This window comes from Streptomyces netropsis (assembly GCF_014203545.1).
Lineage (GTDB): Bacteria > Actinomycetota > Actinomycetes > Streptomycetales > Streptomycetaceae > Streptomyces > Streptomyces netropsis.
In genome coordinates, this window is sequence record NZ_JACHJG010000014.1 from 178,994 (window position 1) to 202,519 (window position 23,526).

Annotated in this window: 23 protein-coding genes; 13 read left to right on the forward strand and 10 right to left on the reverse strand. The window is 70.1% G+C overall.

Annotation, left to right across the window (positions count from 1 at the left end; genetic code table 11):
- Positions 1 to 210: 210 nt before the first annotated feature.
- The 3 genes from FHS38_RS28475 to FHS38_RS28485 all read right to left on the reverse strand — a co-directional run bounded on the left by FHS38_RS28475 (position 211) and on the right by FHS38_RS28485 (position 4,141).
- Positions 211 to 1,794, reverse strand: a complete 1,584-nt coding sequence (locus FHS38_RS28475) for an FAD-dependent oxidoreductase (RefSeq protein ID WP_184738358.1) — start codon at positions 1,792 to 1,794, stop codon at positions 211 to 213.
- Positions 1,795 to 1,872: 78 nt separating this feature from the next.
- Positions 1,873 to 2,886 (reverse strand): SDR family NAD(P)-dependent oxidoreductase, encoded by a 1,014-nt coding sequence (locus tag FHS38_RS28480; RefSeq protein ID WP_184738360.1) that lies wholly within the window; start codon positions 2,884 to 2,886, stop codon positions 1,873 to 1,875.
- Between the two features lie 64 nt (positions 2,887 to 2,950).
- Positions 2,951 to 4,141, reverse strand: a complete 1,191-nt coding sequence (locus FHS38_RS28485) for a zinc-dependent alcohol dehydrogenase (RefSeq protein WP_184738362.1) — start codon at positions 4,139 to 4,141, stop codon at positions 2,951 to 2,953.
- Positions 4,142 to 4,483: 342 nt separating this feature from the next.
- Between FHS38_RS28485 and FHS38_RS28490 the strand changes: the two genes are divergently transcribed.
- Positions 4,484 to 4,930, forward strand: coding sequence for a nitroreductase family deazaflavin-dependent oxidoreductase (locus tag FHS38_RS28490; protein ID WP_184738364.1), 447 nt, complete (start codon positions 4,484 to 4,486; stop codon positions 4,928 to 4,930).
- Between the two features lie 58 nt (positions 4,931 to 4,988).
- Here FHS38_RS28490 and FHS38_RS28495 read toward each other — a convergent pair whose 3' ends face one another.
- Positions 4,989 to 5,852 (reverse strand): DUF6114 domain-containing protein, encoded by an 864-nt coding sequence (locus FHS38_RS28495; RefSeq protein WP_184738366.1) that lies wholly within the window; start codon positions 5,850 to 5,852, stop codon positions 4,989 to 4,991.
- Entirely contained in the window at positions 5,843 to 5,935 is a 93-nt protein-coding gene (locus tag FHS38_RS35740; RefSeq protein ID WP_260420992.1) for a hypothetical protein, read from the reverse strand. Before FHS38_RS35740 ends, FHS38_RS28495 begins: the two co-directional genes overlap by 10 nt.
- Positions 5,936 to 6,294: 359 nt before the next feature.
- Here FHS38_RS35740 and FHS38_RS28500 point away from each other — a divergent pair, with 359 nt between their 5' ends.
- Positions 6,295 to 7,095 (forward strand): maleylpyruvate isomerase family mycothiol-dependent enzyme, encoded by an 801-nt coding sequence (locus tag FHS38_RS28500; protein WP_184738368.1) that lies wholly within the window; start codon positions 6,295 to 6,297, stop codon positions 7,093 to 7,095.
- A 174-nt stretch (positions 7,096 to 7,269) separates the two neighbouring features.
- Positions 7,270 to 8,268 carry an SHOCT domain-containing protein gene (locus tag FHS38_RS28505; RefSeq protein ID WP_184738370.1) on the forward strand — a complete coding sequence of 333 codons (999 nt, stop codon included), beginning with the start codon at positions 7,270 to 7,272 and terminating at the stop codon, positions 8,266 to 8,268.
- 318 nt (positions 8,269 to 8,586) lie between these two features.
- On the opposite strand, the gene FHS38_RS28510 is transcribed toward FHS38_RS28505, so the two are convergent.
- The 4 genes from FHS38_RS28510 to FHS38_RS28525 all read right to left on the reverse strand — a co-directional run bounded on the left by FHS38_RS28510 (position 8,587) and on the right by FHS38_RS28525 (position 11,940).
- Positions 8,587 to 8,934 (reverse strand): hypothetical protein, encoded by a 348-nt coding sequence (locus tag FHS38_RS28510; RefSeq protein ID WP_184738371.1) that lies wholly within the window; start codon positions 8,932 to 8,934, stop codon positions 8,587 to 8,589.
- Positions 8,935 to 9,738: 804 nt separating this feature from the next.
- Positions 9,739 to 10,173 (reverse strand): ester cyclase, encoded by a 435-nt coding sequence (locus FHS38_RS28515; RefSeq protein WP_184738373.1) that lies wholly within the window; start codon positions 10,171 to 10,173, stop codon positions 9,739 to 9,741.
- Positions 10,174 to 10,390: 217 nt separating this feature from the next.
- Positions 10,391 to 11,224: a GNAT family N-acetyltransferase gene (locus tag FHS38_RS28520; protein ID WP_311775294.1), complete on the reverse strand. Its 834-nt coding sequence runs from the start codon at positions 11,222 to 11,224 to the stop codon at positions 10,391 to 10,393.
- 23 nt (positions 11,225 to 11,247) lie between these two features.
- On the reverse strand, positions 11,248 to 11,940 hold the full coding sequence (locus tag FHS38_RS28525; protein ID WP_184738377.1) for a DUF4232 domain-containing protein: 693 nt from the start codon (positions 11,938 to 11,940) through the stop codon (positions 11,248 to 11,250).
- Positions 11,941 to 12,827: 887 nt separating this feature from the next.
- Between FHS38_RS28525 and FHS38_RS28530 the strand changes: the two genes are divergently transcribed.
- The 10 genes from FHS38_RS28530 to FHS38_RS28575 all read left to right on the forward strand — a co-directional run bounded on the left by FHS38_RS28530 (position 12,828) and on the right by FHS38_RS28575 (position 22,045).
- On the forward strand, positions 12,828 to 13,919 hold the full coding sequence (locus tag FHS38_RS28530; protein WP_311775295.1) for a PP2C family protein-serine/threonine phosphatase: 1,092 nt from the start codon (positions 12,828 to 12,830) through the stop codon (positions 13,917 to 13,919).
- Between the two features lie 557 nt (positions 13,920 to 14,476).
- On the forward strand, positions 14,477 to 14,623 hold the full coding sequence (locus FHS38_RS28535; protein WP_184738381.1) for a hypothetical protein: 147 nt from the start codon (positions 14,477 to 14,479) through the stop codon (positions 14,621 to 14,623).
- Between the two features lie 208 nt (positions 14,624 to 14,831).
- A complete protein-coding gene (locus FHS38_RS28540) occupies positions 14,832 to 16,178 on the forward strand; it encodes a helix-turn-helix domain-containing protein (protein WP_260420993.1) in 1,347 nt (448 codons plus the stop codon).
- Positions 16,179 to 16,316: 138 nt separating this feature from the next.
- Positions 16,317 to 16,481, forward strand: a complete 165-nt coding sequence (locus tag FHS38_RS28545) for a lysine biosynthesis protein LysW (RefSeq protein ID WP_184738385.1) — start codon at positions 16,317 to 16,319, stop codon at positions 16,479 to 16,481.
- Complete coding sequence (locus FHS38_RS28550; RefSeq protein ID WP_184738387.1) at positions 16,478 to 17,344, forward strand: RimK family alpha-L-glutamate ligase; 867 nt, start codon at positions 16,478 to 16,480, stop codon at positions 17,342 to 17,344. The genes FHS38_RS28545 and FHS38_RS28550 overlap by 4 nt, the downstream gene beginning before the upstream one ends.
- The gene (gene argC / locus FHS38_RS28555; protein ID WP_184738389.1) at positions 17,332 to 18,363 is read left to right on the forward strand and encodes an N-acetyl-gamma-glutamyl-phosphate reductase; all 1,032 of its coding nucleotides are present in this window, start codon (positions 17,332 to 17,334) and stop codon (positions 18,361 to 18,363) included. Before FHS38_RS28550 ends, argC begins: the two co-directional genes overlap by 13 nt.
- Before the next feature lie 19 nt (positions 18,364 to 18,382).
- On the forward strand, positions 18,383 to 19,204 hold the full coding sequence (locus tag FHS38_RS28560; RefSeq protein ID WP_184738391.1) for a [LysW]-aminoadipate kinase: 822 nt from the start codon (positions 18,383 to 18,385) through the stop codon (positions 19,202 to 19,204).
- A complete protein-coding gene (locus tag FHS38_RS28565; RefSeq protein WP_184738393.1) occupies positions 19,201 to 20,265 on the forward strand; it encodes a M20/M25/M40 family metallo-hydrolase in 1,065 nt (354 codons plus the stop codon). Before FHS38_RS28560 ends, FHS38_RS28565 begins: the two co-directional genes overlap by 4 nt.
- Positions 20,262 to 21,071 (forward strand): transketolase, encoded by an 810-nt coding sequence (locus FHS38_RS28570; RefSeq protein ID WP_184738394.1) that lies wholly within the window; start codon positions 20,262 to 20,264, stop codon positions 21,069 to 21,071. The genes FHS38_RS28565 and FHS38_RS28570 overlap by 4 nt, the downstream gene beginning before the upstream one ends.
- Positions 21,072 to 21,082: 11 nt before the next feature.
- Positions 21,083 to 22,045 (forward strand): transketolase family protein, encoded by a 963-nt coding sequence (locus tag FHS38_RS28575; RefSeq protein ID WP_184738396.1) that lies wholly within the window; start codon positions 21,083 to 21,085, stop codon positions 22,043 to 22,045.
- A gap of 16 nt (positions 22,046 to 22,061) precedes the next feature.
- Here FHS38_RS28575 and FHS38_RS28580 read toward each other — a convergent pair whose 3' ends face one another.
- Entirely contained in the window at positions 22,062 to 23,453 is a 1,392-nt protein-coding gene (locus tag FHS38_RS28580) for a DegT/DnrJ/EryC1/StrS family aminotransferase (protein ID WP_184738398.1), read from the reverse strand.
- Between the last annotated feature and the right edge of the window lie 73 nt (positions 23,454 to 23,526).

Genomic DNA, 23,526 nt, shown 5'->3' on the forward strand with positions numbered 1-23,526 from the left:
GCCTACCCGCGATGCCGGTCTTCATCCATGAGCCGGCCGTGGAGGTTCACCGAATCCGGCCGAACGGGCTGTCGTCGAGCCCGCGGCGGATTCGACGTCGTCGGCACTGGTGGCATCGAGGATGCCGTCGACATCGAACACGGCCGCGCGGGGACGCGTGCCGCCGGGATGGTCGTGGGCGGTCACGGCATCGGCCTCCGGGCACATGGCTCAGCCCTCTTCCGCGTCGTGGGCGATGTCGTCCTCGACGGCGTACTCGTCCAACGGGATGGTGGCCGGCCCTTGGAGGAGGGTTCCGTCGGTGTCGAAACGGGAGCCGTGGCAGGGACACTCCCACGTCCGTTCGGCGGCGTTGAACGCGACCAGGCAGCCCAGGTGGGTGCAGCGGGCGGAGAGGACGCGCAGGGCGCCGTCGTCCTGCCGGTAGGCCGCGCACCGGCGGCCCTTCACCCGCACGAGGGCTCCGGTGCCGGGGGCGATGTCCGCGACGGAGTTCACGTGGGAGGGTCTGAGCCGGTCGCCCAGGAAGTGCCGGCCGACCTCCGCCTGGTGTGCGAGGAAGGCGGGCGCCTCGCGCAGGGCGCTCCACAGCCGCCGGGGGTCGTACAGGCCGGCCCAGGACGGGGAGGGGGTGCGGTCGGTGATGAGATCCGTCAGCAGCCGGCCCGCCATGACACCACCGCTCATGCCCCAGCCGCCGAAGCCGGTGGCGACGTAGGTGTGCCGGGCGCCCGGGTGGAAGGGGCCCACGAGCGGGACGGTGTCGGTGGAGTCGTTGTCCTGGGCGGCCCAGCGGCGGACGATCCCGGTTCCCGGGAAGTGTGCGCGGGTCCAGTCGGCCAGCCTCTCGAACCGCTCGGCGACGCCTCCCGCGCCGGGGGTGAAGCTTTCGCCGGTGACGATCAGCAGGCGTTGCCCTTCGGCGTAGGGCGTGGTCCGCACCGACCGTTTGTTCTCCTCCTCCGTGATGTACATGCCGCCGGGGTCGAGGTCGTGGGGGAGCGAGGCCGCGACGACGAGTTCGCGGCGGGGCGAGAGACGGGTGAACAGCAGAGCGCGGTCGAAGACCGGATAGTGCGTGGCCACGACGACGTCGCCCGCGGTGACGACGGCTCCCCCTTCGGAGGTGACGCGGCACGGTGTGCCTTCGGTCAGTCCGGTGACGCGCGTACGTTCGTGGATCCGCCCGCCCCGGGCGCTGATGTCTTCGGCGAGGGCGAGCAGGTACTTGCGCGGGTGGAACTGGGCCTGGTTCTCCACCCGGACCGCGCCGGCGACGGGGAAGGGCAGCCCGGTCTCCTCGACGTAGGACGCGGCGAGACCCGCCTCCCGGGCCGCCTCGGCCTCGGCCCGTACGGTCTCACGCGACCGCGGGTCGGTGACGTAGGTGCAGGCGGGGAGGCGCTCCAGTTCGCAGTCCGTCCCGAGGGCGGCCGTGATCTCCGCGACCCGTTCGACGGCTTCCTGTTGGGAGCGCGCGTACAGCAGGGCGGCCTCGCTCCCTCGCGTGCGGCACAGTTTCCCGTAGACGAGGGTGTGCAGGGCCGTCACCTTGGCGGTGGTGTGGCCGCTGACGCCCGCGGCGATGCGGTCGGCCTCCAGGACGGCCACCGAGCGGCCGGCCTCCACCAGTTCCCAAGCGGTGCTCAGCCCCGCGATGCCGCCGCCGACGACCGCGACGTCGACCTCGAGGTCGGAGGTCAGGGGAGGGTGGGCGGTGGCGGGGGCCGTGGCCATCCAATGGGATTCGGCGATGCCGGGGAGCGCGCGTGCGGGATCGGTGGCGGGTGACATGGCAGACCGGGTTCCCCCGTCGCCCCGGCCGAACCGCCGTCCGCCGGTATTCGCCCGGACGGCCGGTCCGCACCGCTCTCAGCCGGGTCCGGCGACCGAGGGGCGGTCGTGGCCGCGCTGGTTGAACCGGTCGGCGGCCCTGTCGTTGAGGGCGCTCAGGGTGCGGCGCAGCCGGGAGGCCGGCCCGTCGGGCGGGGTGTCCAGGGTGTGGCCCTCGACGGCCTCGCTCCGCCCGCCGTCGGGCCCCGGCAGGGCGCGGGCGACGACCGACAGGAGACGGGTGGTGGCCGCCGGGGCGAGGCCGTGGGCAGCCGCGGCGAGACGGGCGGCGGGTGTCAGGACGATGCGCGGCCGACGGCGCTCGATGCCCGAGACGATGCGTTCGGCGGCCCGCTCGGCGTCCATGGAGACGAGGGGCGCGCCCGCGAGCGCGGAGAACCAGGCGAATTCCCGGTCGGCCGCCCCGGCGAAGCGGGCGTGCAGATGGGAGCCGGTACGCATCAGACCGGGGTGGACGGCGGTCACCGTGACCCCGCGCGCCGTCTCCTCGGCGCGCAGCCCCTCCGCCAGCGTCGCCACGGCCGACTTGGCGCACGAGTACGGCAGGAGATGCGGGACGGCGACCAGACCGCCGACGGAACCGATGAGCGCCAGCCGCCCGCCGGCCCGGCTGCGCCGCAGGTGCGGCAGGGCCTCGGCCGCGGTGTGGAGCGCCCCCTCGAAGATCGTGGACATGGCGTCCCGGAAGCCTTGGGTGCCTACGGATTCCCAGGGCGCCACCTGGATGACGCCCGCGTTGGCGATGACGAGGTCGACGCTCCCGTGCCGGGCGGCGACCTCGGCGAAGAGGTCCCGTACGGCGGCCTGGTCGCGTACGTCGCAGACCGCGCCCCGGACGTGGTCCGCCGGGCCGGTCCCGCTCAGGATCGACTCGGCGTCGGCCAGTTCCGCCGCGTCCCTGGCGGCGATGGTCACGGTGGCCCCGCGGGCCATCAGCTGACGTGCCATGAGCAGGCCCAGACCGCGGGAGCCGCCGGTGACCACGGCGGACAGCCCGTCGAAGGGGCGGTGGTGCGGGGCGGGGCGTTGCATGGCGGGCTCCTTCACCCGTGCGGCGGGCTCTCCCGCGCGACGGGGGACTCATGGGGCGGGGCGGTCACGGGTGCAGAAGGACCTTCAGCACCCCGTCGGCCTTCTTCTGGAACAGCTCATAGGCATCCGGCGCCTCGGAGAGGCGGAGACGGTGGGTGGCGAAGGTGTCGACGCCGAGGACGTCCTCGTCGGTGAGCAGCGGGAGGATCTCGTCCGACCAGCGGCGGACGTTGGCCTGGCCCATCCGGATCTGGATCTGCTTGTCGAAGAGCGTGAGCATGGGCATGGGGTCGGTCATCCCGCCGTACACACCGCTGATGGAGACGGTGCCGCCGCGGCGCACCAGGGCGATGGCCAGGTGCAGGGCGCTCATGCGGTCCACGCCGGCCTTGTGCATGAGCTTCTCCGCCCAGCGCGGCGGCATCAGACCGGCGGCCTGCTGGGCGAGCCGGCCGGCGGGGCTGCCGTGGGCCTCGGTGCCCACCGCGTCGATGACGGCATCGGGGCCCCGGCCGCCGGTGACGTCGCGAACGGCGGTCAAGAGGTCGCTCTCGTGGTCGAAGCCCTCCAGGTCGAAGACGTCGAAGCCGTCGCGCCGCGCCCGCTCCAGCCGGTCGGGCACGTGGTCGATGCCGATCACCTGAGCGGCGCCCAGATGGCGGGCGACCCTGCAGGCCATCGTCCCGATGGGACCGAGCCCGAGGACCACCACACTGCTGCCCGCCTCGACACCGGCATAGCGCACGGCCTGCCAGGCCGTGGGCAGGACGTCGGAGAGATAGACGAAGCGGTCGTCGCTCGGCCCGTGCGGCACCTTGATCGGGCCGAACTGTGCCTGCGGCACCCGGAGGTATTCGGCCTGGGCCCCGGGTACGGAACCGTAGAGCTTGGTGTAGCCGAACAGTTGTGCGCCCATGCCGTGTTCGCGGACCTGGGTGGTCTCGCACTGGGTGGGCAGGCCGTCCCCGCACATCACGCAGCTGCCGCAGGCGATCTGGAAGGGGACCACGACGCGGTCGCCCGGCGAGAGCCCGGGCACCTCGGATCCGGTCTCTTCCACGATGCCCATCGGCTCGTGGCCCAGGATGTCGCCGGGCGTCATGAACGGGGTGAGCACCTCGTACAGGTGGAGGTCCGAGCCGCACAGCCCGGTCGAGGTGATGCGGATGACGGCGTCGGTGGGTTCCTGGATCACCGGGTCCGGGACCTGGTCGACCCGGACGTCGCGCTTGCCGTGCCAGACGGTGGCCCGCATAGCGGATCGCCCTCCTTCGGGGACAGGGGACAGAGGACAGCGGGTGGAAGGCGGGGTCGGCGGCTCGGGGCTCCCTCGGCAGCTGAGTGGCGTCTCTTGTCCGTAACCGAGTGACCAGGCGCGCGAAAATGAAACGTGGGCCGTTCGAGGAGCCGGCCGTTGCGCCGGACGGGGCAGGGACGGGAACAGCCGGCACCGTGGCACGACACGCCGGGAGCGGAGCCGGGAATGATTGCGCCGGCTCCGGCTGTTGAGCGAAGGTGCTTGGCGGTCGTGCGTGACATGCCTGCCGCGGCGACCGTGCTCGATACGACATGAGACTTCGTGGACGGGACAGACAGCATGCCTCTTGAAGGTGAGTACGAGCCGAGCCCGGAGCAGTGGGTGCGTGATCAGGTCGAGCTGTACGAGAGCTCGGGCGGCACGCAGGGGACGACGCTGCGGGGCATGCCCGTCATCGTCCTGACCACCCGGGGCGCGAAGAGCGGCAAGATCCGCAAGAGCCCGCTGATGCGGGTGGAACACGAGGGCACCTACGCCGCGGTCGCCTCCCTCGGCGGTGCGCCCAAGCATCCGGTCTGGTACCACAACGTGGTGGCGGACCCCCGCGTGGAACTCCAGGACGGCCCCGTGCGCCAGGACATGACGGCCCGCGAGGTCACCGGGGAAGAGAAGGCCCTGTGGTGGGGACGTGCGGTCGCCGCATACCCCGACTACGACGACTACCAGAAGAAGACGGACCGTGAGATCCCCGTCTTCGTCCTGGAGGCGACCTCCACCGGACACTGACCGGAGGCCACCGCACCCCAGCGGAGAGGGAGGCTCCCGGCGCGCAGGGCTCACGGGTTCAGACGCACTGCCGTGCCGCGCCGAACCTCGCCCGTTCGGCCGTGATGTGCGAGGCGGTCAGCCAGACGTCGTGAGCCTCCACCTCGGTGAGGGTGACGTGGGGAACGGGGAGGGGCGGAATCGTCCGTGTCGAGGCCCTGAGCGGCAGCAGGCCCAGCAGGCGTGCGCGCAAGTCCTCCGCACGGAAGCGCACCGCACCGGTCAGGGTGAACCTCCGTCCCTTCAGACACGCCTCGGGGTCGGAGCCGGTACCGCCGAACCGGAGCCTGGGGCGCAGCGCTTCCATGGACTGCGCGTGGCAGACCGGTTCGGCGCCGGCCCGGTGGGAAGAGGCGGGCAGTACAGGCCTGACAGGGCGAGGGAGTCCGCGCGCAGCGTGCTGCCGACGACGCCGACGGGTGCGCGCGGCTCGGCCGGACGGGCGGCCGCCGCCCAGGGGGCCGGAGCGGCGCAGACCGATGCCGTCTGGATCGCCAGCGCGAGGAAGGTCCAGCGGGTCGCCGAGCCGCGAGCCGCCGGAGGCGCTCGTCACGGGGTGTGGGGAGCCGGGGCCACACGCCAGGGCGCCGCCCGGCAGCGCGAGCAGCATGCCGACGAAGAACCCTCCGAGGTTGGCGAACGGATAGGACAGGATGCCCGCCGCGATCGCCGCCCACCCGCTGCGGACGGCCCGCGCCGGGTGGAGCCACATGTGCACCGCGCACGTCACGAGCGCCACGGCGATACACAGCGCCGCGGCGCCGCCGAGACCTTGGAGTGCGAGATAGGAGGGCTGTCCGAGCGGAAAGCAGCCGATCTCCGCGCCTGCGGCGAGGAGGACGAAGCCGGCCGCGGCGGGCCGGTCGCGCATGATCAGAAACATGACCGGTCTCCCGGCTTCACGGACATCCGCGCCTCGCGGAGCGCGAACGAACCGGCGGTGATCGACCAGGAGCTGAGCCGCATGCGGTGGATGTCCCGCGTCCGGGCCTGCTGGCCGTATTGGCCCCGCGCGGCCCCCGGACACCGCCGACGGCGTCGAGGGTCGAGGCGTCACGGCCCAGCTCGGCGTCGCTGAAGGTCCAGGTCGCCCGGCGATGACCGGAGTGGCCGCACGGCTCCGTCCCACTCGCGTGAAGCACGCCTGGGCCGCGGCGCGGGCGGCGGCGCCCGCACTCCCATGTGGGGAGACCGAGGGGGATAGGTGCGGCGGCGTGGGCGGCAGCGGAGGCGCCCACGTTCCGGGGGAGACGTTGTGACAGGCTGCGTGGAGACGCCCGGCCGGTCAGGTCGTCGGGCTGGAAGAATCAGGAAACCGAGACACAGTGAATACGCCGGATCATTCGGGCTGGGGATCCGCCCCCGCCATCCACCGCGAGGCGATCGCGACGGAGACCGCCAGGTTCGTGGACGTGGTCAAGGGCGCAAGCCTGGCGACCCCCGTTCCCAGCTGCCCGGGGTGGACGCTCGTCGACCTCGTCAGGCACACCGGCAGTGTCCAACGCTGGTTCTCGGTCCTCCTGCGTCAACGCGTTCAGGAACCGCCGCGGAGCCGCGATGTGGAGCTGCGGCTGCCGGCGTCCGAGGACGGCTACGCCGACTGGCTGACGGCGAGCGCGGCCGAGGCCGCGAGCGCCTTCGCGGGCCTCGACCCGGACGCCCCGATGTGGGCATGGGGCGCCGATCAGCATGCCCGCTTCTGGGTACGGCGGATGCTGTTCGAGACGCTGATGCACCGCGTCGACGCGGAACTCGCCGTCGGCCTCCAGCCCGTGATCGACCGCGACTTGGCAGCCGACGGTGTCGACGAGTTCTTGGTCAACCTGCCCTTCGCCGCGTTCTTCGCCCCCAAGGTGAACAACTTGCGGGGCAACGGCGAAACCGTGCACTTCCGCTGCACCGACACGAGCGGCGACTGGCTGGTCCACCTCCGCCCCGATGGATTCAGCGTCGAGGCGAAGGCCGCGAGTACGGAGACGACCACGTCGGCCGACGCCGCGATCCACGCGGCTGCCGCGGATCTGCTGCTGCTCATGTACGGCCGCCTCGACCGCGGCGCGGACGCCTTCGAGGTGCGCGGTAACGAGGACCTGCTGACGCGTTGGTCCGCCAACTCGGAGTTCTGAGGCTCCAAGAGGGTGGGGTCGGGGTATGCCTCGCCGGTGACGAGACATACCCTCGACGTCCTGCCTGCCGACCTCCAACGGCGAGGCACGCATGACCTGTTAGCACCCGGATCGGATCCGACAGCCCCCGTACACTGTGCGGCGATGGATTGCCGGACAGGTGGGGGCTGCGCGATGGTCAGATATGAAGGCATCGGGGGATGGATCGAGGTCGAGGAGGCCTCGTTGACCATGTGCCGGACCGACGGTGGGTCCGCGAACATCGGCCCTCGCACACTGCCTCTCCGCGCTCTGTCCGGTGTCGCCGTCAAAGAGGCGACGAGGCTGCGCCGTGGGCACATCCAATTATGGTTCGGAGCCTGCGCCCTGGTGCCGGTCGGGTCCGATGAAGACCCGAACATGATCGGATTCGGTCACGGGCAGCGCGAGACGTTCCGGAGCCTCCACGAGTACCTGGCCGCCGTCGTGCGGACGAACGAGGCCCAGGATGTCGACGTGGCAGCGGCTTACGCCGCCGCGCGGGATCCCTTGGCCGCCTGGGTGGCCGGGCGCGAGCAGGCTTTCGAGCAGGCCGAGTCGGCCCGGAGCGAGCAGCAACGAGAGGCGGAGCGGCAACGGATCGAGACGCTGGCCCGGAAGATCGGCCCCGAAGCCGCCTCACGCCCGGACATCATGGCCGCCGGGCTTGCCTCGGCCACGGGTGACCGGTCCTGGTACGTCCTCCAAAGCCTGCCCGCTCTCCTGCTCGGCGGAGAGCAGGTCTTCGTCGTCGCGGAGTGCTTTTCCGGCAATGACCTGGGCACCTTGGTGCTGACGAACCAGCGTCTCGTGCTGGTGAGAAGTAAGCTGTCCGGCCACCAGGTGGAGGTACTGCGCCTCGGTGAGATCAGAGCGGTGTCGGCCGACTCGAAAATCACCAAGGGCGTCCTGCGGGTGGACACCGTGCGTGGTGTCATCGAGTTCCACGGCATTCGGATCGAGGACCTGAAACGGCTCGACGAGTCACTGCGTCTCGCCATCGGCCATGCCGGTCGGCCCTCCGTGCCCGAGGCGGCACCACCGCGCCCGGGCGTCCTGGACCAGATCGCCCAGTTGGCCGAGTTGCACGCGGCGGGTGTACTGACGACCGCCGAGTTCGAGGCGAAGAAACGTCAATTGCTCGACAGGCTGTAGCGCCTGAGTATGGAACGGCTTCGGCCTTCGTCCAGCGGACGGCCGACGGACTGCTCGACGGCGTGGAGCGGCACGGCAGCCCGGCGGACCTGGTGGAGCAGCTCCACGGCCCGCTGCCACGGACGGTGATCAGCACCGTGACGGGAGTTCCCCCCTCCGACCGGCCCGTCACTCTGCCGCCCGCCACCATGTCGGCAGGGTTCCTGCCACTGGCCCTATGGAGTGCCGGGACTGCGGCGACACGGCGGAGCGCGTCGTCCGGCTGGCCGCACAAGGGCTGCCCAAGGGGCAGGGGACGCGCTCACCGACGGACGTTCTTCACAAGCTGTCGACCTTGTGAACGTCGTGGGTCATCACCCCTCGTTCGCAGAACACGTCGGAGTCGGTGATGAAGTATTCGATGCGGAGGTCATACCCGGTCAGTGTCCGGCACTTGACGTAGTGCTCGTAGTGACCAGGAGTGATGCACCTGGCCTCTGCCGTGCGTCCTCCGTCGATATTCCTGAGACTGCAGCCGGGTGGGGCCATCGGAGCCTGTCCGTCTGCCCGAACCGCAGCGTGTTCGACGGAAGCCGGCGTTGCGGCCAGCGCTGTCGGCCCCCCGCCCGCCGCAAGTACGACGGCGGAGGCCAACAGCGCCAGCTTTGCCGGTGTTCGTTGCATCATCCGCACTCCCTCTACAAAGCGTTGGGTATGGCTCTTGCCGCCTGCTGATCGCGTAGACGCCCGGCCTCCACCAGGGTCGACGACTGCATGCAGCCCAGCAAGGGCCTTGGGTGAGTGGCCGCACGCATGAGTGAAAATCCGTGAAAACCAGGACATCGGCTGAGACGACCGGCATGCTGTCCTGCGCACGCATGTGTCTGTGCAGGGGGAGCCTCATGAAACCTCGCGGCTGCGTTGCGGGTGTGGCGCTTGGTGTCGTACTCCTCCTTGGCTCAACCGACGTGCCAGCAGACGCAAGTCAGACGTTGCCGAGGCCGCGAGGCAGGAAGGGCCAACGAGGAGGACTGCGCCCCATGGCTTCAAAGTGACCCGGGACCGCGGCTACCTGTCCGGTCGTTTCGCAGCCGGCGACGACGAGCGCAAGAAGAAGTGCCAGGAGACATGCCGGTCCTGGGACGTGCTGCACGGGCTGCTGGTCACCAAGATCGATACGGGATTCGACCGTGCCTGTTGGCTGCGGAGTCGGCCATGCCCTTCGTGTCCGGGCTCCGGGGCCTGGATGTAGGCGGGTCGCCGATGGTCTTGCGCACGGACGTCGGGGCGTTGCCGGGGTCCATCATCTGCGGCTACCGGTGGGGGCGGCGAGGTGAGGGGGGAGGCCGTCGCGCCATGCCCGGAGAAGAACGACCAGACTCCCTGGCCTCGCGCCCCACGGTCAACGACCACGTCGTCGATGCGGGCTCGCAATCCAGACGGCAAGGACAACAGCGCCAGAGCCAGAGTCGCTCACCCGCCGCCGTCGCTCTACTCGGTCGGTTCCCCGAGCGGCGGAAGGACGCCGAGCTGTTGCAGGAAACCGAGTGTGTCCCTGTCGGACCACTTTTCCGCCAGCTTGCCGTTCTCGATGCGGTGGACGACCGTCGCCGTGATCTCCAACTGGTTGCCCGTGGCGGGAATGCCCGGCAGATCGCGCTCGTGCACACCCCGGCACAGCAGCCGCGTGGCGACCTTGTCGCCCTCCGCCACCTGGTCCTGGATCTCGTGCGTGCCCGGCGTCGCCTCCCAGAACACGCGAAAGACCTGCTTCAGCCCCTCGAGACCGGTACCGAAGCCCGGGAAGGGCGGGGGAGAGTGGTCCAGGTAGTCCTCGGCGACGAGGTCGTCCAAGGCGTCGACGTTGCCCTGGTCGATCTCCTTGTAGAAGCGGCGGACGAGCCTCTTGTTCTCTGCTGCGGACACCCCCGCAGTGTGGCCGGGTGCGCCGTATCCCTCGGATATGACGCGCCCGGCTTCCGTCGAGGTTCACCCCTGTGGAGCCCGGCCCGGTCGACGACGGCAGTCGACCGGCTGATCGCCCGCCGCGACGTCCACCGGAGGGAAAAGACTCTCTGGCGGATGCTCTACGAGACGGTCGCGAGGGTGGAAGCTCGGTGGTGCGACTCTCTGTCGGCAATCCCTACTCGACGGGCTCGGCGATCAGGGCGGTGGCGACTTGGCGGAAGCCGAGCCGGGCGTAGATCCGGGCGACGTCCTCGTCTCCTGCGGACAAGAACACGGTCTCCACGCCCCGTGAGCGGGCATCGGCTACCAGCACCGCGGTGACCGCGAGCGCAAGCCCGCGACGGCGCGCGGTGGGCAAGGTGCCCACCCCCACGATTTCACTGACCGCTCCCACCGGCTGGTGCTGGCCGGCGCACAGTGCCCTTCCGTCCTCCACTGCGGCGGCAACGCACGTCAGGCCCGACAGGATGCGTGCCGCCATACGGTCCACCGACCCGTCGCCGGCGCGGCCACGCACCGCCTCGTCCAGTTCCGGCACACCGTCCGGACCGGTGCGGGTTCCGGGCTCGGCGAAGGCCGGGTAGGGGACAGCCAGCGCGCTCGGCAGCACGGGATCGCCCGGCCCGATGGTCCGCAGCGCCACGCCATCGGCTACGTCGGCCACGGCGCGGGTCGGCGCCTCCGGGCCAAGCACCATCAAGGGGTGCTCGTGCACGACAAGCCCCGTGCGCTCGACAGCATCCCGCAGTGAGGGCGTGGTCTCGGCAACCCACTCGAAGGTCTCCGGGATGCCCAGCTCCCGCTGCCGGACACGCACCCGGGTTACATCGTCGGCGCTCACCGCTCCGGACCACCCGTGGGCAGGGCGTGCGTAAAAGGGCCAGCCCTGTCCCTCCCGAACGAACAGGGTCAGCGGGCCGAAGTCCTCGATCCGGGCACCGGCCCGGGGAACCACGTCGTAGTACTGCTCAAGCCGGTCCAGCAGTTCACGACGGCCGTCAAACCCCACAGATGTCACACCAGGCATGCGGATCAGCCGCCCTGACCGGCGCTTCCGATCGGGCCGACCTTCACCGGGGAGCCGGAGCCGTCCGTGATGGGCAACGTGGCGGCACCCGGCCAAGGGAGGGAGACCGTCTTCGTCTCGCTTGGCGGGGTCACCAGAAGCCCCGTGACGCGGATGCCGGAGCCACCCGACTTGTTGAACGGATAGTTGATGCCGAAGAACGTCGACTGCCCGGCCTTGAGGACTGTCGAGGGGGCCTGCTCACCAGTGCGCTTCGCGGACAGCGACCCCGCGTTGGTCTTCAGATCGACGCCCGCGTACCCGGAGATCGCACAGCTGCGGCCGCCGCGGTTCTTCAGCTCCACCACGACGGTGCCATCGGAGTCACCGTCGATGGTGCCGTCCTTGGCCGTGATCTGCAGCTCGTCTGTACGGCACTTGGCGGCCTTGCCGCTCTCCTTGGAGCCGGTCCCGGCGGCCGCACCCTGCCCGCCGGAGCCCTGCCCGCCGGAGCCCTTCCCGGCGGAGTCCTTTCCGCCGCCCTGATCCGAACCGCCCGCGCCCGAGCTGTCGGAGCCGGGGCCACCGCCCGAGGACGACACGGAAGGCGGGGACGACGGAGCGCTTTGTCCCTTGCCGTCATCGTCGCTCTGGCAGGCCGTGAGCGTGAGGCCCGCGGCGATGGCCAGGGCGGCGAAGGTTAACTTTTGAACGCGCATCGTTTCTGCCTCAATATCGGTTGGGGGCGCCAGCGCTCGGTACGAGTCCGTACGAGCGAGCGCTTCTGACCACCAGGATGCACCCGGCCTGGCGAACCGTTCCGCCCAACCACTCCCTAATACATTCCTGTTACACGCACAGCCGGGCGTGACACGCACCGCCACCGGTCGGACTCCGCCCGCACCCGTCCCTCGCACAGCCTTTCCCGGCCGTCGTCCAGGGCGGGAAGCAGGACCCGAACACGGTGTGCCGTGCCGCGCCGGGACACACCGTCGGCCGCCGACTGGGACAGATCCGTAACTCGGCGGAACTTGACCACAAGGGGGCATGCCCACCTCACCCGTCCCACCCGTGTCCGGGGCAGGCGCCGGGTCCACCGGGTAGTCCGCGGGCGCCGGGATCGACCGCGACCCACCCAGCCGGGCACGCGTCGATGCCGAGGACCGTCGTCATGTCAGCCCACGTCCTCGAACGGTGCCGTCGAGGGATAGCCGTATTCCCCGTACGGCCGGACGAAGCGAGCCGGTACGACGGTCCTGCGGTGCACGAGTGCGTGGCGCGTGCGCTCGTAGAGCTCGACCGGCTCCTGGCCGCCGGGCCCGATCGGCTGAATGCCCTGCGCGGGATCGCGCGCAGCGCCCGCAACAGGCGCTCGTCCGTCCCGCCCGAGGCGCGGGCGGCCCTGACCAGGTGCTCGGGGCCGGGCTGGGACGGGTCATCGTGCCCGCCTCTGTACCCAGGCGCCATCCCCCGGAATGCGCGTGACGCCGGAATTCGTGTGACGCGCTGCCGGCGGCGGGCAAGGCGGCGGGGATACCCGCGGGGCGTGGTGTAAGCAGGAGCCATGGAACTTCGGCGGTGGCGACGGGATCGTAGCCGGGCGCTGGTGGCGGTGCCCTTCCTTCTGATCCTGGTCGTCACCGTCGTCGACATCCTGGCCCCGCCTGAGGTGCATCTCGGACCCTTCCTGGTGGCCGCTCCCGCTGTCACCGCGTCGTTCGGCGGCCCATGGCTGACGGGGCTCGTCGGATTCGTCGCCATCGTGGCCCAGGCGGTCGTCGCTGTGACCCGCACCAGCCTCACCGACCTCAACCACACCCTGCAGATCTCCGCCCTGATCCTGATCTCGGCGATCGTGACCTTGTTCGCACTCCACCGTGAGCGGCACGAACAGCAGATGACACGGCTCAGATCGGTGGCCCAGGCGACCCAGGGAGTGCTGCTCCGGCCGCTTCCCCGGCAGGTCGGCCCGCTGCGCATCGCCTCGGTCTATCTCGCGGCCGAGGCCGAGGCGGAGATCGGCGGCGACCTCTACGCGGTCGCGCGGACGGCTGACGCAACCAGGCTCGTCATCGGCGACGTCCGCGGCAAGGGTCTGGAGGCCATCAGCGATGCGGCGCTCGTCCTCGGAGCCTTCCGGGCCGCCGCTCACCGGCAGGCGGCGCTGCCCGCGCTCGTCGCCCACCTGGAAGGGGCCGTCTCCTCCGATCTGAACGATCCCGGCGTGCAGGAGGAGGAGTCCTTCGTTACCGCGGCCGTGCTGGACGTCCCCGACACCGAGCACGTCCTGCACCTCGTCAGTTGCGGGCACCCGCCGCCCCTGCTGCTGCGCGACGGGCGGGCCGCCCCGATGGAGGTGACCCGCCCCGCGCTCCCGCTGGGCCTCACCGACATCGCCCGCCCTGAATTCACCGTGGAGTCCTTCCCTTTCGAGGCCGACGATGTCGTGCTCCTCTACACCGATGGAGTCACCGAGGCGCGCGACGGCTCGGGGACGTTCTACCCCCTGGCCGAACGGATGGCCGCCTGGTCGGGCGACGGCCCGGAGGCCCTGCTGCGGTACCTGTCCGGCGACCTGCTGGCGTACGCGGGTGGCTTCCTCGGCGACGATGCGGCGATGGTCGCCGTCCAGCGCCTGCCCATGGCACAGGCCGGTCCTGTGGCAACTCCGGCCCCGGCAAAGCGATCCCGAGCGTGACGTTGCCGACCCGTCCGACTCTCCGACGTCGGCTGGGTCCTGGGCGCGGGCAACCGCTGAGCGGGCCTGGCCGTCGAGCAGGAGAGCCAGGCCCTCTCCGTGGATCACCACCAACCTTGACGACCCGAGGTTCGACCGCGCGCTGGTGCGCGCCGGCGCCGGGTGGAGTGGGGCGTAAGCGGTGCGCGGACGCATCCCGCGAGTGCTCGTCGCGGGGCCGGGGTGGTCGGTGCGGCCGGGGGAGTACGCGCCGGGTGTGGAGCGGTTGACCGGGCTGCGAACGGCGGCGGACCGGATCGAGTCGCTCTTTGCGGGCTGAGGCGTCGGGTGGCCTGTGGGCGCACTCCGAACAGCCACATCTGTCCGTATTGCCATTGATTGAGGCCCTGTGGGTGTTGTGTTCACCCCTCGCTTTGGTGTCAGAGAACTTGGTGAATGGCTCTGTCGGTGGATTCCGGGATGGGTGCCCACCATCGTGGAAGGGCGGAAGGGAAACGGCCGGACGGCATCGGCCGGGACTTTTTCAGCATTCCTCACCCTGAATTCCGGGAGAAGTAATGAAGTCTGTCCCCGCGTTCGTGGTCGCTGTTCTCTGCGTGATGATGGTCGGCGCCGTTGCCGGAACCGCTACCGCCGACAGCGGCCGCGCCGACACCCGGCCGACGTCCTCCATCCTGCCCGACGGCGACAGCGGCTGGGGATGACCTGCGTGTACGTGCGGGGAAGCCGACTCTTGATGAGTTCCGGAGTCTGCTGCCCGCAGGGCCCGGAACGCGCGAATCGTACAGAGAAAGGGCGCCCGAATCCGTGAGCAGTAAACTACGGGAAGCAGTCCGCGAAATTCGTGACCGGGAAAGAGAAGTGCTCGGACACGTCGCGTGCGGGGACGCCTATGGGGAGACGGACCGGCGCATGAACGTCAGTCCGCAAACTGTCGAAAAAAAGTCGGCACCCAGACCTTCGCTGCGCGACCGCGCAGCCCGTGGCCGACGAGAGCAGCCGGTGCCGGTACCGTCGGAGGGGGATGCCGGAGCAGTCCCCTTCGCCGAGCTTCTGAAGAGCCATCGGGGCCGGTCCGGACTGACCCAGCAACAACTGGCGGACTTCGCCACGTTGAGCGTCCGAGCGATCCGGGACCTGGAGAGCGGCAGGGTACGACGGCCCCGGCGGGAGAGTGTGGGGCTGCTCGCCGACGCGTTGCGGTTGGGTGACCAGGAGCGCCTGCAACTGCACGCCGCCGGGGGGAGCCCGGCGGACCATCGGGTTTCGCTGTTCGAACTGCCCACGCCGCCGGCTCCGCCCGGCGCGCTGGTGGGCCGGGAAGCGGAGCTGCAGGTTCTGCTCGATCAGGTGACCGTGCACGGCCACCGCCTGGTGAGCGTGGTCGGAATCAGCGGCATCGGCAAGACGCATCTGGTGCTTGAGGCGGCCAAAGTGCTGCGTGCCAGGGGCTGGCAGGTCGGGTGGCACTCCTTGGCCGGGGATCCACTGTGCTGCGGTGTGATCCCGGCGGCCGACTCCGGTTCCGACGAGCCGCCGACGCGCGCCACCGACCTGACCGACGACCTCGCCGGGGCGATCGGCGAGAGACACCAGCTGCTGGTGATCGATGGCGACGACGCTCCCGGGCCCGGCAGGGTGGACGTCGGCGAACTGCTTCGGCGTTGCCCGGGTCTGCGCGTTGTGGTGACCGGTCTGGCGCCGCGCTACCTGCCAGGCGAGCGCGTACTGCCGCTCACCGCGATGGCCGTGCCGGAGGAGGCGCGGGACCATGACTACGCCCGTTTGAGCGAGGTCGCGTCCGTGGCGCTGTTCCTGTCCCACATGCGCCGGTCACGGCCGGGGTTCCGGCTGCGGGAGGACAACGCGCACGCGGTGGTGCGGTTGTGCCGCTGGCTCGACGGCGTACCCAGGGCGCTTGAATACGCGGCAGGCTGGTGCCTGGTGTACTCGCCGGAGCTCCTGCTGGCCCGAGTCGGTCGTGACTCGCATCTCTTCTCCTCGCCGACGGGCTGCGCCTGCCAGAACCTGCTGCGTTCCCTGGCGCGCAGCGTCGACGTCGTGGCCGAGCGCTACCGCCACGTGCTGGCCGAGGTGGCGGACCGTCCGCACTGGACGGTCGCGGACATCGATCACCTTGTCCCGGATCCGGCCGCCGCCTTGCACGCGCTGTTGATCCACGGCCTTGTGCGGCCGGCAGGCGCCCACCTGCCGGAGCAGTTCACAGCGCTGCAACTGGTGCGGCTCCTGTACGTGTAGGACCGCACCCCGACCAGGACCGCACCCCGACGGGGGCGAGCCAGGCTGCTGAGACTGCCGCTGGTTCTGCCTATCGGGACCCGGAACGGCCATTACGTTTTACCCGTATCGCGTGGCGGTCAATGAAAGGAACTGGAAATGGTCACCTGCCCGGAATGCGAGAGCTCGGTGGTTCCCGCCGTAGCACCGGTGATTGGCGAAATCGTGGAATGCGGTGAGTGCGCCAGCGAACTCGAGATCCTCACGCTGGATCCGATACGGGCTGCGCTCGCGCCGGAGATCGAAGAGGACTGGGGGGAGTGAGCCGCGCCGTGCCCTTCGCAGTACTCGCTTCTCGCGTGCGGGCCAGTGAGAAAAGCATCCTCGAAGCCTTCGGCCGCAGAGGGATCGCCCATCGGCACATCGACAGCCGTGAGTGGTGGCACCAACTCGGTGACCGAGGCCCTCGCCCGATCGTGCTGAACAGGGAGATCGGGCTCGCCAGGGCGACGTACGCGGCCCACGCGCTGGAATCGGCGGGGGCGACGGTGGTCAACTCGGCGCGGGCGACCGAGCTGTGCGGGGACAAGTGGCGCACGTCCGCGGCGCTGGTCGAAGCCGGACTTCCGACGCCGCGAACGGCCCTCGGGCTCACCCCGGAAGCGGCGCTGACGGCTTTGGAGACCATCGGCTATCCGGCTGTGGTGAAGCCTTTGCAGGGTTCGTGGGGACGGCTGGTCGCCGCGTTGCCGGATCGGCAGACCGCGGAAACCGTATTGGAGTACGTCGCCGCGTTGCCCTCACCGCAGGCTCGGATCGTCTACCTGCAGGAGTGGATGGCCAAACCGGGACGGGACATCCGGGTCGTCGTGGTGGGCGGCGAAGCGCTCGCTGCGACCTACCGGCGCAGTGAGGATTGGCGGACCAACGTGGCACGGGGTGCCGTGAGCGAACTGTGTACCTTGACACCGGACATCGCGAAACTCGCGGTCATGGCCGCGCAGGCCGTGGAGGCCGAGATCGCCGGTGTCGACCTGATCGAGGACGAGACGGGAGAGGTCCTTGTCCTGGAGGTCAACCACGGTGTCGAGTTCTCCGGTCTGCAGCAGGCTCTCGGTGACACGGTTTCCGTCGCCGACCGGATCGTCGACCACCTCCTGACGAAGTCACGCTCATGCTCCGAGTAGCGATCGTCGGGGCATCCGGTTACATCGGCGGCGAGCTGCTTCGCCTGCTGCACGGTCATCCACGGGTCACGGTCGTGGCCGCCACGTCCGACCGCTTCGCCGGGCGCCGGGTCGACGGTCCCCATCCCAATCTGCGCGGCCACACGGACATGTGCTTCGTCGGCCACGACACATTGGAGAGCGCCGATTTCGAGGTGCTCTTCCTGGCCGCTCCTCATCGGGAAACGATGGGGAAGATGGACGGTTTCCTGAAGCTGGCCGAGACCGTCATCGACCTGTCCGGAGATTTCCGTCTGCGAGACCCCGAGATCTACGCGTCCTACTACGGAGTCACGCACACCGCACCGCATCTGATCCCCGATTTCACCACCGGGCTGCCTGAATGGCATCGCGCTCAACTGGCCTCAAGCGACCGGATCTCGATTCCCGGTTGCATGGCCACCGCCGGCATTCTCGCGGTCCGGCCGATGGCCCGGGCAGGCTTGATCGAGGGCCCGGTCCAGGTGGACGCCAGAACCGGTTCCAGCGGATCGGGGGTTTCCAGCGGACCCGCCGGCGCCCACGCCGAACGCAGCGGTGCCCTCAGGGTGTTCGCTCCCTTCCGGCATCGGCACGAGGCCGAGATCGCCCAGGCCACGGATCGCACCGTGCGGATGACCGCCACCGGCGTCGAGGCGGTCCGCGGCGTGCAGGTGTTGTGCCACGCGAAGCTGGCGTCCGGCGTGTCGGAAAGAGATGTCCGGTCCGCGTTCCGCGCGGCGTACAAGAACGAGCCGTTCGTCCGGGTCATCGCCCAGCGTCATGGCCTGTATCGGCTGCCGGAGCCGAAGATCCTGACGGGATCCAACTTCTGCGACGTCGGGTTCGCGGTGTCCGCGGATGACGGCACCGTGGTCCTGATCGGAGCCTTGGACAACCTGGTCAAGGGCGGCGCGGGCGGCGCGGTGCAATGCCTGAACGTCCGCTTCGGCTGGCCGGAGCGGACGGGGCTGGAATTCCCCGGACTGCACCCGAACTGACGTGAGGCTGATAAAGCGAATGCGGGACATACTCGTGGTCAAATGCGGTGGGAACGCCGCTGTGCGGTCGGAGGCGATCTGCGCGGACGTCGCTGCCGTGCACCGCGGCGGCAGGCCGGTGATCCTCGCCCACGGCGGTTCGGCCGACATCGACAGCCTTGCCGAACGCCTCGGAGTGCCTTCCCGCCGGCTCGTCGCCCCGGACGGGGTGTCGACCCGGTACACCGACGATCGAACTCTCGAAGTGGTGCAGCTGGCGCTGGCCGGCTCCGCCAAGCCCCGTCTGCTGGCCGCCCTGCGCGCATGCGGAGTGAACGCGGTCGGGTTGACCGGTCTGGACGCCGGACTTCTCGTGGCCGCCCGCAAGCCGGCGCACCGCGCACTCATCGGCGGACGTCGGGTCGTGGTCAGGGACGACCACAGTGGACGGATCGTCGAAGTGAACGGCGACTTGCTGTCCACGGTGCTCGCGGCGGGGCTGCTGCCCGTGGTGTCGCCACCGGCAGTGGCCCAGGACGGCCGTGTGGTCAACACGGACGCGGACCGCGCCGCCGCGGCCATCGCGGGCGCCGTCCGGGCGAGCACCCTTGTGCTGCTCACCGGGGCGAGGGGGGTGCTGGCCGACCGGCACGACGAACGGTCGGTGCTCCCCGTCTGCCGGGTTCCCCGTCAGGGAACGCCTCCGGTGACCACTGGAGGAATGGGGATCAAGCTGATCGCGGCTCGTGAGGCACTGCTGGCCGGTGCGAACCGCGTCCTGATCGCGGACGGCCGTCGACCGCATCCGGTCCAGGAGGCCCTGGCGGGCTCGTGCACCGAAGTGCTCCTGGAGGAAGAGTGACAAGGTTTTCCGACCCGGCCGCGATCGAACTGCTCCACGGAATGCTGAGGATTCCCTCACCGTCCTTTGCGGAGTCGGAGCTGGCCGGTTACGTGGTGGATGCCATGCGCGGAGCCGGTCTCACCGCGCGGATCGACGGGGCGGGCAACGCGGTCGGGGAGATCCGGCGTGGCCCGGGGCCGACGGTGATGTTGCTCGGGCACATGGACACCGTGCCGGGGGACGTCCCGGTGCGGGTGGTCGGCGATCGCTTGTACGGCAGGGGTTCGGTCGACGCCAAGGGGCCGCTCGCCGCGATGATCTGCGCGGCCGCCGGCAGTACCGGATTCCGCGGCCGGATCGTGGTCGTGGGTGCGGTGGAGGAGGAGACCACGATGTCCCGGGGTGCGGTGGAGATCCGCCGTACGCACGAGCCACCGGACGCGCTGATCATCGGCGAGCCCAGCGGCTGCGACACGGTTGTCCTGGGGTACAAGGGAAAAATCGACCTCCGCTACCACGTGCGGTGCGAGGCGACCCACCCCAGCAACGTCGTGCCCAAAGCGTCCGAGCTGGCGACCCGGGCGTGGACAGAACTCCTGGAGCTGCTCGGCCCGGAGGCGAGCCATGCCCGATTCGACTTTCCTGGCCCGACCCTGACGTCGATCAAGGGCGGACTGACCTCCGCCACCGCGGAGTTCAGTATCCGCATTCCCCCGGGCTTCGACGGCGAGAGCCTGGTGACCGCGCTGTCCGAGCGGTCGGCCCCGGGCACGCTCCAGGTCGTCAACACGGTGCGTGCCTGCCGTGTCGGCCGCAACGATCCCGTGGTGCGGGCCCTTTCGGTCGCGATCCGCACGCAGGGCGGCAGCCCGAGGGCGAAGGTGAAGACCGGCACCTCCGACATGAACACATTGGCGGAGAAGTGGACGACGCCGATGGCCACCTACGGACCAGGGGACAGCAGCCTGGACCATTCCGACCGGGAACACATCAAACTGCCCGAGTATCTGTTCGGTATCCGGGTGCTGACCCGGGCGCTGGCCGAACTGGACGGGTATCTCACCAGAGAGGGCCGATGAACGACGACCACGCGCGCAAGGCACGGGAACTCATCGTGCGCATGTGCGCCAACCCGGAAGGCGGCCACCTCGGCGGATCGATGTCCCTGGTCGAGATCCTGGTCACGCTCTACCATCACGTGCTGCGGATCGACCCGCGGCTGCCGCAGGCGCCGGACCGGGACATCCTCCTGCTGAGCAAGGGCCACGGCGCGATCGGACTGTACGCCGTCCTGGCTGAACGAGGCTTCTTCCCCGAGGAGCGGCTGGCGAGCTACGGCGCTCCGGACAGTGTGTTCACCGCACACCCGAACCCAGCCGTCCCCGGGGTCGAGATGCCGACCGGGTCGCTCGGGCACGGACTGCCGCTCGGCGTCGGCTTCGCGCTCGCCGCACGGCTGGACGAGAGCGACCGGCGTTGCTTCGTCGTGCTCGGCGACGGCGAACTGCAGGAGGGTTCGGTCTGGGAGGCAGCGATGGCTGCCGGTGCCCAGCGACTGGACCGGCTGGTGGCGATCGTGGACCGCAACGGGCTGCAGATCAGCGGTGACACGGAGGAGACCGTGGGCCTCGAGCCGCTGGGGGACCGTTGGCGCGGCTTCGGGTGGACGGTGCGTGAGGTCGACGGGCACGACACGGACCAGTTGCGGACGGCCCTGTCGAACATCCCGCACACCCCGGGCAAACCGACCGTTGTGCTGGCCCGCACGGTCAAAGGCAAAGGATTGCCCTACATCGAAGGCCAGGCCCGCAGCCACTACGTCCGGCTCACCGAACGCGGGCACCGGCGTGCTCGTGCGGCGGTGATGCGCGGCGAACGACCCTGAACGGAGACGACATGTCCGTCGTGACAGCCGAACCCACCGCGTCGGACCAGGCCCGCGCGGCCCGGGAGATATACCGGGACGTACTGGTCGAGTTGGTCGGCGAGGACGAACGCTATGTGTGCCTGGACAGCGACACCGGTCTGTTCTCCGCCACCTCATGGGGCGAGGCCGCGCGGCGGTACCTCAACCTCGGTATCGCGGAACAGAACCTGATGGGTGTGGCGGCGGGACTGGCCAGGTCCGGCCGGATTCCCTTCGTCAACACCATGGCGACCTTCGCCGCCACCCGTGCGCTGGAGGCGGTGAAACTCGACATCGCCTGGAACGACCTGCCGGTGCGGATCGTCGCCACCCACGGCGGGCTCTCCGCCGGCCATCTCGGTTCCACCCACCATTCGCTGGAAGACCTCGCCATCATGCGGATGCTGCCGAACATGACGGTGCTGGTACCCGCGGACGGCCCTGCCACCGAGAGTCTGGTCCGAGCCGGCGCGGAGCTGCCGGGACCCGTGTACCTGCGCCTTGGGCGCGGTGCGACGCCGGCCCTGGCATCGCGGGAGCCGGTGCGGATCGGGGTTGCGCAGTCCTTGCGCCGGGGAACCGATGTGACGCTGATCGCCACCGGACCGTATCCCGTGCTCACCGCGGTCGAGACCGCCGACGAGCTGGCCGGTGCCGGAATCGACGTGGCCGTGCTCAACATGCACACGGTCAAACCGCTCGATCAGGAGGCGATCGTCACGGCCGCCACCCGCACGCGCGGAATCGTCACCATCGAAGAACACTGGGCGGCCGGGGGCCTCGGTTCCACCGTGGCCGAGGTTGTGGCCGACCTGGGTGTCGCCTGTCCGGTACGGCGGGTGGCGGTGGCCGATCGGTTCGCCGCCGGTACCGGCGGACACCGTCATCTATTGGCGCGCAACGGGATTTCCGGCGCGACGGTGACGGAGCAGGTGCGACGGCTGCTGGCTTGAACCGCTGCCGTCGAGGTCATCGATCATGGAACGCCGTGGACCATTCGGCGTCGGCGATCTCCGAGGCGCGTTCCCAGTGTGGCTTGTAGGCCGCCGTCGTGGCGACGGCGGCCAGTGAGTCGCGGTGCTGCCAGACCTTCTCGAACGCGTCGGCGTACCTGGCGAGCAACGGTCCTGACTCCGGGTGCAGGTGCGCTTTCTGAAGGGTGAAGGAATCGTCGAGGACCCGCAGGGTGGCCGGGAAGTCTTCGGCGCGGTAGGGGCGGGCCACGACGCCGGGCAACGCCCACGGGTAGGCGCCGAACCCACGCTGTTCGGTGAACACCCGTTGCGCGGGAAGCGGCTGGAGCTGGTAGGGCGCGGCGGGCACCCCTTCGGCACGCAGGGCTCGCTGTACGACAGCGCGCAGCGGGCCCGCGAACTCGTCGGCCAGCCCGAAGGCGGCGGGGTTCACCCGGAAGCGCAGGATGTGCCAGGCATGGGTGCGATCCCGTGGGACCTCGGGCACCAGGAAGCCGGGGTACGCGGCCAGCCGTCCCAGCAGTCGGCGGACATTCTCCTCGCGGACGGCCGCTTCGGCGGGGAACCGCGTGAGACGGCTACGGGTGAAGGCTGCCTGTATCGCGTTCGGTTTGCAGTTCCAGCCCAGCAGATGCGCGACGTAGCTGCGTTCGCCGTTGGCCGGAATGAGTTCACCGAATTGCCGCAGCATGGTCGCCCTCGTCGCCACGTCCGCGTCATCGGTCGTGATCAGACCGCCCTCACCACACGTGGCGAGATTCTTGCTGACGTTGAGACTGAACGTGTTCACAGCACCGATCGAGCCCACGGCCCGGCCCTGGTACCGGGCGCCGTGCGCCTGCGCGGCGTCCTCGACCACGGCGACCCCGTGCCGGGCGGCGAGCGCGGTGATCCGGTCCAGGTCGGCGGGCAGACCGTGCAGGTGGACCACGACGATCGCCTTGGTGCGGCGGGTGATCGCGGCTTCGAGCGCCGCGGGGTCCAGATTGAACGTGACGGGGTCGATGTCCACGAAAACCGGCACGGCCATGAGGTGAAGCGGAGCGGTGGCGCTGCCGATGAAGCTCAGGGCGGGCACGATCACCTCGTCACCGGCTCCCACGCCCACGGCGCTCAGCGCGACCGACAGCGCCGCGGTTCCGTTGCTCACCGCCACACAGTGCTCCGTGCCGACGTACTGTGCCCACTCCCGCTCCAGCCCCGCGATCTCCTGCTCTCCTGACGAGGCGGAGGTGAACCGGCCGGACCGCAGTACCCGGTGGGCCGCCTGCTCGTCCTGCTCGGTCACCATCGGCCAGGGCCTGATCCGGAGTTCCCTGGGTACGGCTCGTTCGCCGCCGAACATGGCAAGGTCGACCGCCGACTGGGCCGGTTGCTGGATTGTCACCGTTGAGCCTCTTCTCGATGTGATTCCGTGCGAACGTCGCACCTGTCAGTGTCGGCGTGCGCCGTCGCGTCCG